Origin of the sequence: Methanoculleus taiwanensis (assembly GCF_004102725.1) — an archaeon.
Lineage (GTDB): Archaea > Halobacteriota > Methanomicrobia > Methanomicrobiales > Methanoculleaceae > Methanoculleus_A > Methanoculleus_A taiwanensis.
Genome location: NZ_LHQS01000001.1, coordinates 647941 through 663013 on the forward strand (window position 1 = coordinate 647941; position 15073 = coordinate 663013).

The 15073-nt window shown below is 62.2% G+C and carries 17 protein-coding genes; 13 read left to right on the top strand and 4 right to left on the bottom strand.

Going from position 1 to position 15073, the window contains the following annotated elements:
* The first annotated feature begins 29 nt into the window (after positions 1-29).
* The 12 genes from ABH15_RS03295 to ABH15_RS03345 all read left to right on the top strand — a co-directional run bounded on the left by ABH15_RS03295 (position 30) and on the right by ABH15_RS03345 (position 10779).
* Positions 30-1202 carry a COG1361 S-layer family protein gene (locus ABH15_RS03295; protein WP_241647989.1) on the top strand — a complete coding sequence of 391 codons (1173 nt, stop codon included), beginning with the start codon at positions 30-32 and terminating at the stop codon, positions 1200-1202.
* Positions 1199-1873 carry an ABC transporter ATP-binding protein gene (locus ABH15_RS03300; protein ID WP_128692926.1) on the top strand — a complete coding sequence of 225 codons (675 nt, stop codon included), beginning with the start codon at positions 1199-1201 and terminating at the stop codon, positions 1871-1873. Before ABH15_RS03295 ends, ABH15_RS03300 begins: the two co-directional genes overlap by 4 nt.
* Positions 1870-3072, top strand: a complete 1203-nt coding sequence (locus tag ABH15_RS03305; RefSeq protein ID WP_128692927.1) for an ABC transporter permease — start codon at positions 1870-1872, stop codon at positions 3070-3072. Before ABH15_RS03300 ends, ABH15_RS03305 begins: the two co-directional genes overlap by 4 nt.
* On the top strand, positions 3065-4276 hold the full coding sequence (locus ABH15_RS03310; RefSeq protein ID WP_128692928.1) for an ABC transporter permease: 1212 nt from the start codon (positions 3065-3067) through the stop codon (positions 4274-4276). The genes ABH15_RS03305 and ABH15_RS03310 overlap by 8 nt, the downstream gene beginning before the upstream one ends.
* Positions 4277-4330: 54 nt before the next feature.
* On the top strand, positions 4331-5515 hold the full coding sequence (locus ABH15_RS03315) for an ABC transporter permease (RefSeq protein WP_128692929.1): 1185 nt from the start codon (positions 4331-4333) through the stop codon (positions 5513-5515).
* Between the two features lie 67 nt (positions 5516-5582).
* The gene (locus tag ABH15_RS13585; RefSeq protein ID WP_164913620.1) at positions 5583-5750 is read left to right on the top strand and encodes a hypothetical protein; all 168 of its coding nucleotides are present in this window, start codon (positions 5583-5585) and stop codon (positions 5748-5750) included.
* 167 nt (positions 5751-5917) lie between these two features.
* Entirely contained in the window at positions 5918-7078 is a 1161-nt protein-coding gene (locus tag ABH15_RS03320; RefSeq protein ID WP_128692930.1) for a hypothetical protein, read from the top strand.
* Between the two features lie 125 nt (positions 7079-7203).
* Positions 7204-7566 carry a MarC family protein gene (locus ABH15_RS03325; RefSeq protein ID WP_128692931.1) on the top strand — a complete coding sequence of 121 codons (363 nt, stop codon included), beginning with the start codon at positions 7204-7206 and terminating at the stop codon, positions 7564-7566.
* 21 nt (positions 7567-7587) lie between these two features.
* A complete protein-coding gene (locus tag ABH15_RS03330) occupies positions 7588-8574 on the top strand; it encodes a phosphatase PAP2 family protein (RefSeq protein ID WP_128692932.1) in 987 nt (328 codons plus the stop codon).
* Positions 8561-9178 carry a hypothetical protein gene (locus ABH15_RS03335; protein WP_128692933.1) on the top strand — a complete coding sequence of 206 codons (618 nt, stop codon included), beginning with the start codon at positions 8561-8563 and terminating at the stop codon, positions 9176-9178. The genes ABH15_RS03330 and ABH15_RS03335 overlap by 14 nt, the downstream gene beginning before the upstream one ends.
* A gap of 45 nt (positions 9179-9223) precedes the next feature.
* Positions 9224-9685, top strand: a complete 462-nt coding sequence (locus ABH15_RS03340; RefSeq protein ID WP_128692934.1) for an NfeD family protein — start codon at positions 9224-9226, stop codon at positions 9683-9685.
* On the top strand, positions 9682-10779 hold the full coding sequence (locus ABH15_RS03345; protein WP_128692935.1) for an SPFH domain-containing protein: 1098 nt from the start codon (positions 9682-9684) through the stop codon (positions 10777-10779). Before ABH15_RS03340 ends, ABH15_RS03345 begins: the two co-directional genes overlap by 4 nt.
* Here the strand turns inward: ABH15_RS03345 and ABH15_RS03350 are convergent.
* Entirely contained in the window at positions 10776-12071 is a 1296-nt protein-coding gene (locus ABH15_RS03350; protein WP_128692936.1) for a site-2 protease family protein, read from the bottom strand. The genes ABH15_RS03345 and ABH15_RS03350 overlap by 4 nt on opposite strands.
* A gap of 67 nt (positions 12072-12138) precedes the next feature.
* Positions 12139-12753 carry a ribonuclease HII gene (gene rnhB / locus ABH15_RS03355; RefSeq protein ID WP_277749818.1) on the bottom strand — a complete coding sequence of 205 codons (615 nt, stop codon included), beginning with the start codon at positions 12751-12753 and terminating at the stop codon, positions 12139-12141.
* Positions 12754-12823: 70 nt separating this feature from the next.
* On the opposite strand from rnhB, the gene ABH15_RS03360 reads away from it, so the two are divergent.
* Positions 12824-13492, top strand: coding sequence for a potassium channel family protein (locus ABH15_RS03360; protein WP_128692938.1), 669 nt, complete (start codon positions 12824-12826; stop codon positions 13490-13492).
* On the opposite strand, the gene ABH15_RS03365 is transcribed toward ABH15_RS03360, so the two are convergent.
* Positions 13481-14677, bottom strand: coding sequence for an NAD(P)/FAD-dependent oxidoreductase (locus tag ABH15_RS03365; RefSeq protein ID WP_128692939.1), 1197 nt, complete (start codon positions 14675-14677; stop codon positions 13481-13483). The genes ABH15_RS03360 and ABH15_RS03365 overlap by 12 nt on opposite strands.
* Positions 14667-14843, bottom strand: coding sequence for a 4Fe-4S binding protein (locus tag ABH15_RS03370; protein ID WP_128692940.1), 177 nt, complete (start codon positions 14841-14843; stop codon positions 14667-14669). The genes ABH15_RS03365 and ABH15_RS03370 overlap by 11 nt, the downstream gene beginning before the upstream one ends.
* Between the last annotated feature and the right edge of the window lie 230 nt (positions 14844-15073).

The following is a 15073-nucleotide window of genomic DNA, read 5'->3' on the forward strand; positions in this document are numbered from 1 at the left end:
AGGGGAAGATGAGGAGCGTGGAGTGTGATATGGTGAACGACCTGATGGGAGTAACGACTATTCGGAGCGGCAGGGGAATTCGGATAACGGTGCTGTGTATTGTCTGCGCCGTTCTTCTGCTGGCTGTCCCGGCGTCTGCGGCGCCTGCGGACGTGACGGTAACCTCCTTTACCCTCGACCCGCCGGTGCTGATGCGGGGGGACGAAGGAATTCTCACCGTAACGGTGCAGAACACCGGGCCCGAGCCCGTGGCTATCAGCCGCGCCCGCCTCTACGGCGACGGGGTCGTGGTGCTGAGCGACCCCTACCCGTCGGTCGGGGATATCGGTGCCGGGAACACCAAGCAGTTCAGTTTCACCGTCCGGGCGGACGCCCCAGACGGCACCTACTACCCGAAGTTCGTCCTTGAGTTCCGGGACGACGGCAGCCTCCGCTACCCGATCCCGGTGCGGGTGGAGAGCACCGAATTGCAGGCGGCGGTGGTCGACCGGCCCGACACCTTCTCGGAAGGCCGGGAGGCCGACGTCGCGGTGCGGGTGGGGAATCCCCGCTCGAGTGCGGTGACCGGTGTCCGGGTCGTCCCTGAAGGAACCGGCTTTACGGCGATACCCTCGAGCGCATTTATCGGGACGCTCGCACCGGACGGGGCCGCGCAGGTGCTTTTCAACATCACCCCGCAGGAGTCGACGAACCTCACCTTCAGGGTCGTCTACCAGAACGGCCGGAACGTGCATGAGACGATCCTGCCGCTCCCGGTCAGCCTCGGCGAAGGGAAGATACGGGCTGATCCCGTCCTGACGAACATCGAGGTGATGCTGGACGGAGATCTCTACCGGGTGACGGGCGACGTGACGAACGCGGGTCTCGATACAGCGCGATCGGTGATCGTGACGAGCGCCGCTCCGGCCGTGCCGACCGATCCGTTCCGGGTCTACGTTGTCGGCACACTCGACCCGGACGATTTTTCGAGTTTCGAGGTGACCTTCGAGACCGAAGGCAACGTCTCGGAGGTGCCGCTCGTCGTCGAGTATCGTGACGAGGACGGGAACCTCTACACCGAGCAGAGCATGATCGCGCTCGAGAACCGAACCGCGGCGGAGGACGAAGGAGGTCTCCCGCTCCTGCCGATAATCGTCGCCCTTGTGGTGGTGGTCGCGGCCGCGGCCGCCGGGTACTACCTCCTCCGGCGGAGACGAGGATGAGCGGTGAGCCCGTCATCAGGTTCGACGACGTCTCGAAGATATACCGGCTTCCCGGCGGCGACGTCGTCGCACTTGATCACGTCACCCTCACCGTGGAGCCCGGCGAGTTCATCGCGGTGATGGGCCCTTCCGGGTCGGGGAAATCCACCCTCCTCAACCTGATGGGCTGCCTCGATGTCCCGACGTTGGGGCGGATCTACATCAACGGCGAGGAGATCGGGAGCATGAGCGACGACGAGCTCACGCGGCTCCGGCGAAACCACATCGGGTTTATCTTCCAGCAGTTCAACTTAATCCCGCTCCTCTCCGCCTTCGAGAACGTCGAGTTCCCGATGGTGCTGACCGAGAACCGGAGCAAAAGCCGGGAACGGGCGCTCGCGGTGCTCCGGTCGATGGACCTCGAGGAGGAGCTCTTCAGCCATAAACCGAGCGAACTCTCCGGCGGCCAGCAGCAGCGGGTGGCAATAGCACGAGCGCTCGTCAACGACCCGGAACTCCTGCTCTGCGACGAGCCGACCGGCAACCTGGATTCGAAGACCGGGACCGCCATCATGGATCTCCTCGGCAGCATGAACGCCGAGGGCAAGACGATCGTCATGGTCACCCACGACCCGAAGGTCGCCGGTTACGCTCACCGCCATATCCAGATCGTGGACGGCAGACTGGTATGATATTCTTCAATTTCGCTGTTCGGAACCTGAAAAGGCACTGGATACGCTCGGCACTCTCGATCATCGGGATCGTCATCGGCGTGATAGCCATAGCCTCCCTCGGGATCATGGGCAACAGCATCAATCTCCTTGTCGCGAACCTCATCACCGACGTCGGTGACACCGTCGTGATAACGCCGCATACCGCCGTCGGCGATACCTTTGCCGGCGACCCGCGGACGGCGGTGGACGCCTCCATTCCGGCCAGGCAGGTGGACGAGATCAGGCGGGTGGTGAGCCCACATCGGGTGATCCCGGTGCTGCAGGGAGCGGACGAGGTGGATTTCGGCGGCGGCGAGAGCGGGTATGCCCAGATAATCGGGCTCGACGCCGAGGATATCCCGGTCCTGCTCGAACTTGAGGACGGGCAGTACCCGCGGCAGAACCAACCGGGAGCGCTCGTCGGGACGTACCTGGCCGACGAGTACGACATAGCGCCCGGTGCACGGATCACGATCGGCGGCGAGGATCTGCGGGTGGCAGGCATCCTTGCCGAAAGGGGTTTTGCCGCCGACATTAACCCCGATTACGCGATCGTCGTGCCGTCCGACTGGTACCAGAGCCACTTCGGCACCGGGGACGACTACTCCATGGTGATTATCCGGGTCGGCGATGTCGCCGAGATTGATACCGTGAAGAATGCGGTGGACGACCGGCTCAACCGGCGCGAGGAGACGGTCGACATCTTCGACTCCCGGGAGCTTTTAGAGCAGTACGAAGAGATCTACGGGCAGATAACGACGTTTCTTGTCGGTATCGGCGGGATCTCCCTCGTCGTCGCCGCCGTGAACATCTTAAATGTCATGTACATCTCGGTGACCGAACGGATCCGCGAGATAGGGATCATGCGGAGCATCGGTGTCCTGCGGCGTGAGGTGCTCGTAATGTTCCTCTACGAGGCCGCGATCCTCGGGGTCATCGGGAGCGTCATCGGCGGGGTTTTCAGCACCGTCGGCGGCTACTTCATCAGCGTCGCCGCTGTCGGGGTCTTCACCGCCGGAACCACCTTCGGCGAGAACTTTACGGTCTTCGATATAACGGCCGTGGGGTTCGTCATCTTCGGGATGCTGTTCGGGATAGCAACGAGCATCGCTGCAGGGTTCTACCCGGCCTGGAAGGCCGCGCAGCAACTGCCGATAGAGGCGATGCGGCATGACTGACGGGTACCGGACGATCCTCTTCAACCTCGCTGTGCGGAACCTGAAGCGGCATAAAGTCCGCTCGGGGCTTGCGACGGTCGGGATCATCATCGGCGTGATCGCGGTCGCCTCCCTCGGGATCATGGGCACCAGCCTCTCGGCGCTCGTCGGCGGGCTGGTCTCGGACGTGAGCGATACCGTGCTCGTCACCCCGCACCTCGCGGCATCCAGCGGCGACCCGTTCGATCCCAGGAACACCCTCGCCTCACGGATCTCCGATCGGGATGTGGCGCAGATCGAGAAGGCCGTCGGGCAGAACCGCGTCATTCCCATGATCCGGACATCGGAACGGCTAACGGTGGACGACGAGGGTGGGTATGCCCAGCTGTACGTGCTGCAGGCGGACGACATCCCTTTCCTGCTCGAGAAAGAGTCCGGGCTCTACCCGCAGGCAACCTCCTCGGGCGTGATGGTGGGTTCGCTCCTGGCGGACGAGTTCGACCTGAATCCGGGGAGCCGCATCGAGGTGGGGGGTGAGAGCGTCCGCGTCGTCGGCATCGCCGCCGAGCGGGGGATGGGGATCGATATCAATCCCGATTACGCCGTCATCGTCACCGAGGCGTGGTATACCGAGCGGCACGGCGAGCAGGAGTACAGCCAGGTCGTCGTGAAGGTCGCCGACCTCGACGAGGTCGAAGGGGTGAAGGCCGCCATCGAGCAGCAGCTCAACCGCAGGGAGGAGAACGTAGACGTTCTCGATTCGCGGGAGATCCTGGAGATCTACTACGATACGTGGGACGCCATCAACGTCTTCCTCCTCGGCATCGGCATGGTATCGCTCTTCGTCGCGAGCGTCTCCATCCTCAACGTAATGATCATCTCCGTCACCGAGCGGACGCGGGAGATCGGGCTGATGCGGAGCATCGGCGCGGAGAGACGCGAGGTGATGTTCATGTTCCTCTACGAAGCGCTGATACTCGGTGTCGCAGGGAGTATCGTCGGCGGACTCGTCAGTGCGGTCGTCGGGTTCTACGTCAGTGCATCGGTCGCGGAGTTCCTGACCGGGTACGTCGCGACGGACGGGGCGGCGGCCTTAAGCCCCGCCGCAGTCGGGTACATCGTCTTCGGCGTTCTCTTCGGCATCGCGGCAAGCGTCATCGCTGGGCTGTATCCCGCCTGGAAGGCGGCGCAGCTGAACCCTATCGAAGCACTCCGCTACGAGTGATCGGCGGCGGAAAGGTTATCCCTCCGGCCGCCCCCTCACCCTTCCGGAGGCTCCATGATCTTCTTCGACTTCGCCCGGCGGAACATCAGGCTCCACTGGTTCCGTTCGGTTCTTGCGGTCATCGGGATCGTCATCGGGGTGATCGCGATCGCGTCGCTCGGGATCCTCAGCAACAGTCTCGTCCTCTCGATCACGGAGACGATCTCGGATGTCGGCGATACCGTCATCGTCACCCCGCATACCGGTGCCGCCGCCGGGAACGGTCCCGGCCCTCCCGGGGGCGGCGGCATCACGAGCAATACCCTCTCCGACCAGCAGGTCGAGCGGATAGAACGGGCGGTCGGGCAGAATACGGTAATCCCGCTCTCGCAGGGAGGCGACCGTATCGTCGTCGGCAGCGAGACCGGGGCGGCGGTGATTTATGCCATGCCGGTCGAGGATATGCCGCCCCTCCTCGACCTTGCGGACGGGATCTATCCGCGGAGCAGTTCCGGCGCGCTTGCCGGGAGCGCTCTTGCAGAGGAGTTCGGTCTCGAACCGGGAAGCCGCGTTCAGGTCGGCAGCAACGCCTCGAACAGCGTCCGGGTGGTCGGGATCATCGCCGAACGGGGTGTCGGCTTCGATATCAACCCCGATTCCGCCCTGATCGTCCCTGATGTCTGGTACCGCGATCTCTACGGTGAAGAGGGCTACGACCAGGTGATCGTCAAAGTCCGGGACGTGAACGATATCGACGAGGTGAAGTCGGCTATCGAGGAGACGCTCAACCGGCGGGAGACGGTGGTCGACGTTATGGATACCCGTATGATCCTCGAGAGCCTCTTTGCGGTCTTCGAGCAGATCTCGGTCTTTACTCTTGCCATCGGGAGCATCTCCCTCGTCGTCGCCGGTGTCTCCATCCTAAACGTCATGATGATGTCGGTAGCGGAACGGACGCGGGAGATCGGGGTGATGCGGAGCATCGGCACCCGGCAGCGGGATGTCCTCGCGATGTTCCTCTACGAAGCGCTGATCCTCGGTATCATCGGTAGCATCGTCGGCGGCGTGATGAGCGTCGGGACGGGGTACCTGGTGAACGCCATTGTGCTCCAGCGCCCGGAGTTCCTCTTCGCCCCGTCAAGCCTCGTCTATATCCTCTACGGCATGCTCTTCGGCATCGCGACGAGCGTCGCCGCAGGCATCTACCCGGCCTGGAGGGCGTCGCGGCTGAGGCCTATCGAGGCGCTCAGGTTCGAGTGACCCGGTGGGCAGCTGAGAGAATACTTATTACTCCTGTATCACCTACTCCTGCTACAGGGTCGGCCGTATGAACGACGAAGTCTGTTCGGTCTGTGGAAAGCGGGCGATCGGGTGCCAGATACTCGGTTGCTGCGGCGCAAACGTCTGCGAAGAGCACGCAGATCCGATACTTCGCGCCCTCGCCCCAGGTGAGCGGCGGCACTCCGGTGCCTGCTACTTCGTCAGGTTCGCCTGATCGATCCGCCGTGGAGGGCGCCCGGCTTTCCGGTACGGGCGCTCTCGTCCACCCGATACGCACGAACCTTTTTATCCGAGATGGGATGATATTTCCTTTCGTGCGGACCAACCATATATAAACTCAATAGGATAGAATACAATCAAGAGAACCTGTGTGTTGCGAAAATGTTGCAGATGATTACCTGGCTCAATAAGGCCTTCGGCACCGTTCAACCGACGCGTGCGACGATAATGCGGGCGCTCCGCCACCTCCGCCCTGCGGATCGGCAGAAACTCTTCTCCGAAGATATTCCCCAGATGCGGACCGCCGAGGGGCGGTGGTTTGAGGCGATCGTCTACGAGATGATCCTCGACCTCTCGATGCAGTCTGACCTCATCCGGTCGGTGGTGAAGCGTGGAGCCGATGCACCCGGGAGGCCGAAACGTGCTCAGCTCGGCCAGAACGGTATCTTTTACTCAAATATCGGCGACATCAAGATCCGGGGGAACGGGCAGGACCTTGCCGAGGTCGATCTGGTGCTCGTCGATCATACCGGGGCGTTCGCGTTCGGGGAGATCATCACCTCCCCGGCGGACTTAAAAGAGCTCGAGGAGGAGATTCACTATAAAAAGCGCCTCTTCGGCTACCTCTACGGCCAGGCCAACGTGCCGTTCCTGCTGATCTCCTCCGTCGATATCTCCCGCACCGCCGTGGTGCGGCGGCTTATGAAGGAGCCCGACAACGTCCTTCTGACCACCCCGACCTGCGAGGATCTCAAGGCACTCATCAAACCGCGTGATCTCCGGAAGGTTCCGTCGAAGCAGCAGGTCAAAAACCCGAAGATGATCTCGATCAGCGAGATCGAACCGCGCCGGCCGTTCGACTACAAGGAACTGCACGACGAACGGCTCCAGAGCATCATCCAGGCCGTAACCGGGAACGGCGGTATCGAGGCGCTCAGGACACCCGACGAGATCCCCCCTATCGTCAAGAAGATCCTCCTCGGCGGGCTGTATCCCTCCGCCGTCAAGATGCTCGATCAGCATCACCCGATCAAGATCAAGGGAAAGGGATACGACCCGGAAGCGATCGCGAAACAGTTCTCGAAAGTTATCCTGGCGGTCAATCTCCCGGAGTATAAGCCGATCATCTATCTGCGGGCGAGAGACAAGCGGGAGTATCTCAAGATGGTGCCGGACAAGTCCGGCGGGTTCAAGTTCGAGAGCCGCCGCACGCCGCATATGGCCGGTTTCTTCCTCTGGCTCGAGTCTACGCGGCCGTCGATCGGGGCGGAACTGACAAAGTCGCTCCTCGACACCTTCACCGTCATGCAGAAGAACCCCTGATCCTCTGCTCTTCTCCTCGATAGGCCCGTCTGCCCGGCAAAACCGTATGATACTTATAACTCCCCGTAGCAGTACGGGTGTCGGCGGGACCGCCACGGCGCCCCGGTGAAAGGAGTGAATCAGGTATGGTAGCGTTGCCCGGGATGAAAGGACTGGCCGAGTTCGCCCTCGTGGCTCTCGCCTCGGTTATTGCTATCATGAACCCGGCGACGACGACGGCGGTATCGACGGCGCTCCTCGAGGATATGCGGGAGCCCGAGCGCCGGATGGTGATCTTTCAGTCGGTGAAGATATCGCTGTTCGTCCTGCTCTTCTTCGCGTTCACGGGAGGGTTTCTCTTCTCCGTCTTCTCGTTCACCGTCCCGGCGTTCCGGATTGCGGGCGGCATCCTGCTCCAGCTTGCGGCGGTCGTCGGAGCCGTCCTCGTCGCCCTTGCCCTCTCCTACGTGGGGATGCTGTACGGGCCGCATATAGTGAGTAACCTGTGATCGGAGGAAAAGAGGTCGTACATGGATCTGCAGATACTTATCATCCAGATGCTCCAGAGCCTCTCCCCCTCGCTCGACGCACCTATGCGCCTCTTCTCCTTCCTCGGCCAGCCTGAGTTCTACCTGCTGCTCATCCCTTTCTTCTACTGGTGCCGCGACCCCCGCCTCGGGTTCCGCCTCGGCATCCTCCTCGGGCTCAGCGGGGGCGTGAACGATGTACTCAAGACGGTATTCCACATGCCCCGCCCGTACTGGGTCAGCCCCGAGGTCGCGGCACTGAACAGTTACCCCTCCTTCGGCCTTCCGTCGGCGCATGCCCAGGGAGCCGTCACGTTCTGGGGGTATCTCGCCGCCAATATCCGGCGGCGGTGGTTCTCGCTCTTCGCCGCCGTCCTCGTTATCCTGATCGGGGTTTCGCGGATCTACGAAGGCGTGCACTACCCGATGGATACCGTGGCCGGGTGGCTGGTCGGCCTCGCCGTCCTCGCTGTCTTCCTCCGCCTCGAAGATCCGGTCGGCTTGCGGCTCGCAAGACTGACGGTTCCCCGGCAGGTGCTGCTGGCGTTTGCAGCATCCCTCGTCCTGCTCGCCTTCTCGGGTCTCGCTCTCGCCGCCCTCGGTGACTGGCAGGTTCCCGAGGCGTGGAAGGCCGGAGCGCTCGAGCGCTCGGGAGAGCCGATCGATCCGCTCTTCCCCCGGGACAGTATCGTCGCGGCAGGGCTGCTTTTCGGGTTTGCGGCGGGCGGTGCGGCACAGGCGCGTACGGGGAGCATGTGCGCCGTAGAACGCCGCCCCGGCCCTCTGCTTGCACGATACGCCGTCGGCATCGGCGTGACCGGTGTGATCTGGTACGTCTTCGGCCTCGCCATCCCGGGAGGCGAGAGCCTGGCAGCGTACGTCCTCATATATCTCCGGGCGGCAACGGCCGCCGCCTGGGTGTCGTTCGGCGCTCCCGAACTCTTCACCCGCATGAACCTGGCCGGGAGCGTGCACGATGAAACTCGATAAAAACGAACGGGGACTGACCGTCCTCGAAGGGATCATTCTTCTGGCCGTCGCGGTGCTTGTCGTCGCGATGGCTGTGCAGCACCTGACCGCACCACCGGCCGTTCCCGGCGGCATGGTCGTCTCCGCGCTCGATGAGACGGGCGGGACGCTGGTCGTCGTCGGCGATGTCTACGGCTACGCGCTCGCGAGCGGGAGCGTCGGCGACGCGGTGCTCTCCTGCGTTCGTCCCGACCCCGGCAGAATGGGTTCGGTTTCGGTGACGGTCGGCCTTCTCGTCGGGGATATGGGTGCAGTCGATATGGAGCGGGCAAAGGTGACCTTCTCCGCGAAGAACGACGTAGAACTCCTGCAGATGACGACCGAAGTTCCGGTTCGCCCGCAGAACTGGACGATCCTCAACAAGTTCCACAGGATCCCCGGTAAAACGGCGGACGGCGACGCCCTGCTCGAACCCGGCGAACAGTTCGAACTCCTGATATATCCTGCCCGCCCGCTCGCACCCTACGACCGGTTCGTCGTCACTATCGCTCCCGTAGAGAGCGTCCCGCTCGCGGTCTCGCGCACCGTGCCGCCCGGGATCACGAAGGTAATGGATCTCGGGTGACCTCCGCCCCACGACATTTTTATACGCAGGCACCTATTCTCGATCATGCTTGCGGAAGGTATCGCTCTTGGCTGGGTTCTGATCGTGCTCGGAGCGGTCTTGCTGCTGATTGAGGTCTACCAGCCGGGCTTTTTTATCGCCGTCCCCGCAACGGTGCTGATCATCCTCGGGATCCTGCTGCTGCTCGGCGTCGATATCCTAAGCTCGGTCCTGGGTCTCGTCATCGGGGTCGTTGCCGCCATCGCTACAGCGCTCATCACGGTCTGGGCCTACGGCAGACTGACGCCGGATCGGATGCCGACGACGATCAGCCGCGACTCTCTGGCGGGAAAGGAAGGGATGGTCGTGCGGACGGTGGACGAGGAGACGATCGCCGGCAAGGTGACGATCGGGAGCAGCGAGTGGAGCGCCCGGTCGGTGCGCGGAACCATCCCGGTAGGGAAAAGAGTTATCGTCGTCCGATCCGAGGGAGTGCATATCGTCGTTGAGGAGAAGGAGAGCATATGATTCCGACTGAAGGACTCTTCCCGGTAACCGGGATAATCACCATCTTCCTGATCATCGTCATCATCGTCATCTTCGCGCAGGGTGTGGTGATCGTGCAGCCGTACCAGCAGGGTCTCGAGATCCGGCTCGGTCAGTACATCGGCAGAATGAACCCCGGTTTCCGGTGGGTTATCCCGCTCGTCACCGTGGTCGAGAAGCTCGACCTCCGCACCGAGGTGATGGATGTCCCGTCGCAGGAGGTGATCACCAAGGACAACTCGCCGACGAACGTCGACGCGATCGTCTACGTGCGGGTGATAGACCCGGAGAAGGCGTTTTTCGAGGTGATGAACTACCGGTCGGCGACGGTTGCCCTCGCCCAGACGAGCCTGCGCGGCATCATCGGGGATATGGAGCTTGACGAGGTGCTCTATAACCGTGACGTCATCAACGCACGCCTGCGGGATATCCTCGACCGCGAGACGGACGCCTGGGGCGTGAAGGTCGAGCGGGTCGAGATAAAAGAGGTCGACCCCGTCGGTGCCGTCAAGCAGGCGATGACCGAGCAGACCGCCGCCGAGCGCGAGCGGAGAGCGGCGATCCTCCGTGCCGACGGCGAGAAGCGTTCCGCCATTCTGCGGGCTGAGGGAAGTCGTCAGAGCATCATCCTCGAGGCCGAGGGCGAGCGGCAGAGCAAGATCCTGCGTGCCGAGGGCGACCGCCTGAGCACGATCCTCCGGGCGCAGGGAGAGGCGCAGGGGCTGCGGATCATCTCGGTCGGTGCAAAGCCGCTCGACCGGCGGGCGATCACCGTCCTCTCGCTTGATGCGCTCAAGATGATGGCCGACGGGCAGGCGACGAAGATAATCTTCCCGTTCGAGCTCTCGAGCCTCGTCAAGCAGGTTTCGTCGTATCTCGGCGCCACGGAAGAGATGCCGGAGGTGACGGAAGGGGCGGCGATAGCCGACGAGAGCATCCTCGGCGAGCTGCCGAAAGAGGAGGAGATCGAGGGCGTGAAGGAGGCGGCGAAGGGTATCGAGACGGATCTCACCACGGAGCTATCGCGGCCGGCGCCTGCTCAGGTTAGAAAAACAGGGGAAGAGGGGCAGATCTAAAAGAGGTGCAGGAGGTAGGGGAGCGCGATCAGCGAGATGAGCATCAGGAACATCGCCCAGCTGACGCTGCTCACCACCGGGTTCGTGAACCGGGAGAGGCCGCGCCACGACAGGACGCGCTCGACCCCTTCGCGCATGATATAGCCGCCGTCGAGCGGAACCATCGGGATGGCGTTGAAGATACCGACGTTGATGTTGATCCAGCCCACCCAGAAGAGGAGCTGGACGACCTCCCAGAACGCCGGGAACGGCGTCTGGTAGTACGCCTGGTCGGGCGTATCGAAGGCGAGGATCCGGAGCATCTGGCCGCCGTAGCTCGTATCGAAGGGAACGGTCAGGATCTGGAGAAAGCCGAGGGGGCTTGCGAGCCCCTCTATCGTCTGCATCACGGCGGGGGCGTCGTAGTAGTAGATCCCCATGAACCCTGTGGGATTCTCTCCAAACTCCTCCGGCCACTCTGCGAGGGTGAGCGTGTACTGCTGCTCGGTTCCGTCCTCTGCTGCGGTCAGCGTAACCTGATCGCCGGGCTGTGTGCCGGCGAGGACGCGGGAGATATCCTCACGGTTCGCGACGTCGATCCCGTTGACCCCGGTGACGATCGAACCCGGTGGAACACCGGCGATCGCGGCGGGGTAGTCCTGGTAGACCCCCTGGATCACCGGCGTCTCCGCAGGCACGGCAAGCCCTGCGACGGCGATCATCAGGAGCAGGGAGATGACCCCGATGACGATGTTGTTTGTGATTCCGGCGCCGAACATACGTGCTTTCGGAAGACCCCGGGTCTTCTCGAGATCCTCCTCGTCGGGTTCGACGAAGAACCCGATCGGAATGACGGCGATGAGCGCTCCAACGCTTTTTACCCTGATATTCTCGACGCGGCAGAGGATCGCGTGGCCGAACTCGTGGATGGCGATCGTGAGGATGAAGGCGATCCAGACGGCGAAGGTCGAGGGAACGAACTCGTTGATCCCCGGCAGGAGCAGGATATTCTGCGGTTCGTAGATCCCGATCGGCTCGGGCTGCAGGATGAGGGTGATCTGAACCGAGAGGAAGAGCATGAGCGAGATGAAGATCGAGACCAGCACGACCATCCCGACGCCGAACGTCCCGTATACCCGGAGCAGCGGAGTTGCCCGCCTGAAGATGTCGAAGAACCCGACGTTTGAACTCTTGACGGCCATGATCGGGCCATAAAAGGAGATACGGTCCGCAAACAGCCCTCTCCGGCGTATGTATCCGGCTATCAGAAGGTAGGCGGCGAGGAGAAAAATGAGTATCTGCAACCAGCTCATCATATAATCTAGGCATGGGTGCGCCTTAAGCCTTGCCGGAAGTTTCGGCGCTGCACCGCCCTATCTTTCAGAACTCGACGATACTTCTCTGATAGAGGTTCGTCACCGTCTTCCAGGTCTTCCGGGCACAAGCGGGAGGCAGGCCGTGCAGTTTCATATACTCCCGGAGAAACCGTATCGTCTTTGGATCCGACGGGTACCCGCTGCCGATATCGCCGTACTCGACCGCGAGATCCCGGAGTGCCCGGTCGCGAGTGACCTTGGCGACGATGCTCGCCGCCCCGACGATCTTGTGCACGGAGTCGGCATGATGCTCGGCGACGATACGGCAGGGGAAATTGAGGTGCCCGCCGACCGTCCGGCCGAACCGCTCCGCGTTCACGTCGCAGGCATCGAGGTATGCGCAGTCGGGGTGAAGGCCGGTGAGCGCCTCGGCGTGGAGCTCGGCGACGCATGCGTTCATGCTCATCCTGCTTCTGGTCTCGTCGATCTCTGCGGCGTCGATGGTGATGACGGCGACGGCGAAATCCCTGACGATAACCTCGTACAGGCGCTCCCGCTGCTTTGCCGTAAGCCCTTTCGAGTCCCTGACGGGAAGCGCGTCCAGATCATCGAGCGATCCGCACCCGACCGCCGCGACGACCATCGGGCCGAGCACCGAGCCCTTTCCCGCTTCGTCCACCCCGCATATCACAGTATACAGACATTTCTTTCGGAAGGTATTTTAATGCTCATGATGGAATCGAGATGGAATGTACACCATCATCGTTGGCCTCGGCGGCATCGGGCGGAACCTCACGGCGATTGCGGTCGAAGCCGGTGACAGCGTGGTCGTCATCGATCAGGACGAGGCACGCGCCAGCGACACCCTCGAGCACTACGATGTCCTCGCCATCACCGGAAACGCCACCGACAAATCGGTCCTCGAGGATGCGGGGATCGAGCGGGCGGATGCGCTCGTCGCCACGACGAGCGACGATGCGGTGAACCTGATGACCTGCTGGCTTGCGAAACGCTACAACGTCATGAACGTCGTCTCCATCGTCAACCAGAAGGCGCACTCCGAACTCTTCAAGGAGGTCGGCGTGAAGATCAGCGAGAACCCCGACGAGCTCGTGGCCACCCGGATGTACTACTGGGCGAAGAACCCGAACATGCAGCAGCTCGCGTCCATCCCCGGCGGTACGATCTTCGAGATCGTCGCGGAGGAGGGAGCGCCGATCGTCGACCACGAGATCCGCGAGCTCGACGTCCGTGATTTCGTCTTCATTGCCATCCGGCGTGCCGGAGGCGACCTTATCATCCCGAGCGGCACGGTCAGGATCCGGCCCGGGGACAACATTACGGTATTTACGAAAAAAGATGCCGAGAATGAGACGCTGAAACTGCTGAACAAGCAGCTCAAGCGCTCAGGCGATTGAGTTTTTGAGTGCCCGGAGTTCGAGGAGCATCTTCGGGTTGCGCTTTATCAGTTCCATGATGAGCGTCGAGACCTTGAACTCCTCCATATTGATATTGGCGAGCGATCCGGCAAGGTCGTTGAGTTTTGCGTCGTCGAGCGTGATGAAGTAGTCCTTGACTTTGTAGTTCCGCTCAAGCGTCTTGCCCATGTAGGATGCACGCCACGCCTCGTCGTACTTCATCAGGGCGTCCTTTGTGCAGGTACCCGCCGATACGCACTCTGAGCCGACCTGACCCGCCATTCTGCCGGTGAACATTGCGTTGAAGATACCGCCGCCGGTGATCGGGTCGACGACCCGCGCCGCATCGCCGGCCACCATGAGGCCGTCGGCCACCGTGCACGGGAGCGGTCTGCAGATCGAGACGCCGCCGACAATATGCTCGATGATCTTGCCGCCGGGGAAATGCTCGGCGACGAACCGATCGAGGTAGTCGCGTGCTCTCGTTCCGTCCCTGCTCTGCCGTCCCGAGATGCCGATACCGACGTTTGCCGTCCGGTCGCCCTTTGGGAAGACCCAGAGGTAGCCTTCGGGGGCGATCTCCCTGCCGAGATAGAAGTCCGTGGATACGGGGTCGATCGGGATATCGGTCATGAGGTACTGGACGCAGCTCATCATCTCGCCGAGCGGCACAGTGGTATTGAGCCCTGCCCAGCGTGCGAACTTGGACTCCACGCCGTCGGCGGCGATGACGAGATCCGCCGAGACGTCCATCGCTTTACCGGCGGAGATGACCTTTGCGCCCTTGACGGCACCGTTCTCCATGATCGGGGCGACTGCACGGGTCTTGACGAAGACGTCCGAGCCTGCTTCGGCGGCACGCCAGACGAGTTCGCGGTCGAAGACCTTCCGGTCGAGGATGTACCCCACCTCGTTGCCGGCACGGCTCTGGTCGAGGCTGATGGTGGCGCCGTTCGGCGCGATGATCCTGGCGCGCTGGAGATCCGCTGATATCCAGCGTTCATCGGGCTCGATGAACTCTTTTAAGAGTTCCTTGCCGATACCTTCGGCGCACCGGACGGGCGTGCCGATCGCCGGCCGCTTTTCGATGAGGCAGACCGAGTGCCCGGCCTCGGCGGCTGTCTTTGCCGCGAGCGCCCCGGCCGGCCCGCCGCCGACGACGAGGATATCGTAGTTACTCTTCATGGACAACCTCCAGAGCGCCGAGCGGGCAAGCCCGTGCACAGATGCCGCAGGAGATGCAGTCTCCTTCGAGGTTGAGGTAGGCGTCGATCAGCTCGAGCGCACCCTCGGGGCAGACTGCAACGCAGCAACCGCAGTATCCACATATATCTCGGTTTATGGTGAGCATCGGTATCATGTTGTTGTTGCACTTCCAAAAACTTTTACTTTGATTATCGGATGGACGTGGTTTCCGTATCCCCATACGTCGTCCTCCGGCGCCGTCTGCGTGAAGGAAAAACCGGCGCCGGAAGGTGTGATGGCGGTATCCCCGGCGGATCAGTAGACATATTAGCTTCGGCGTTCCATAATTCAAAGAATTAATCGTTAACTCAAGTTTAATTTATCTTACGCAAGGGA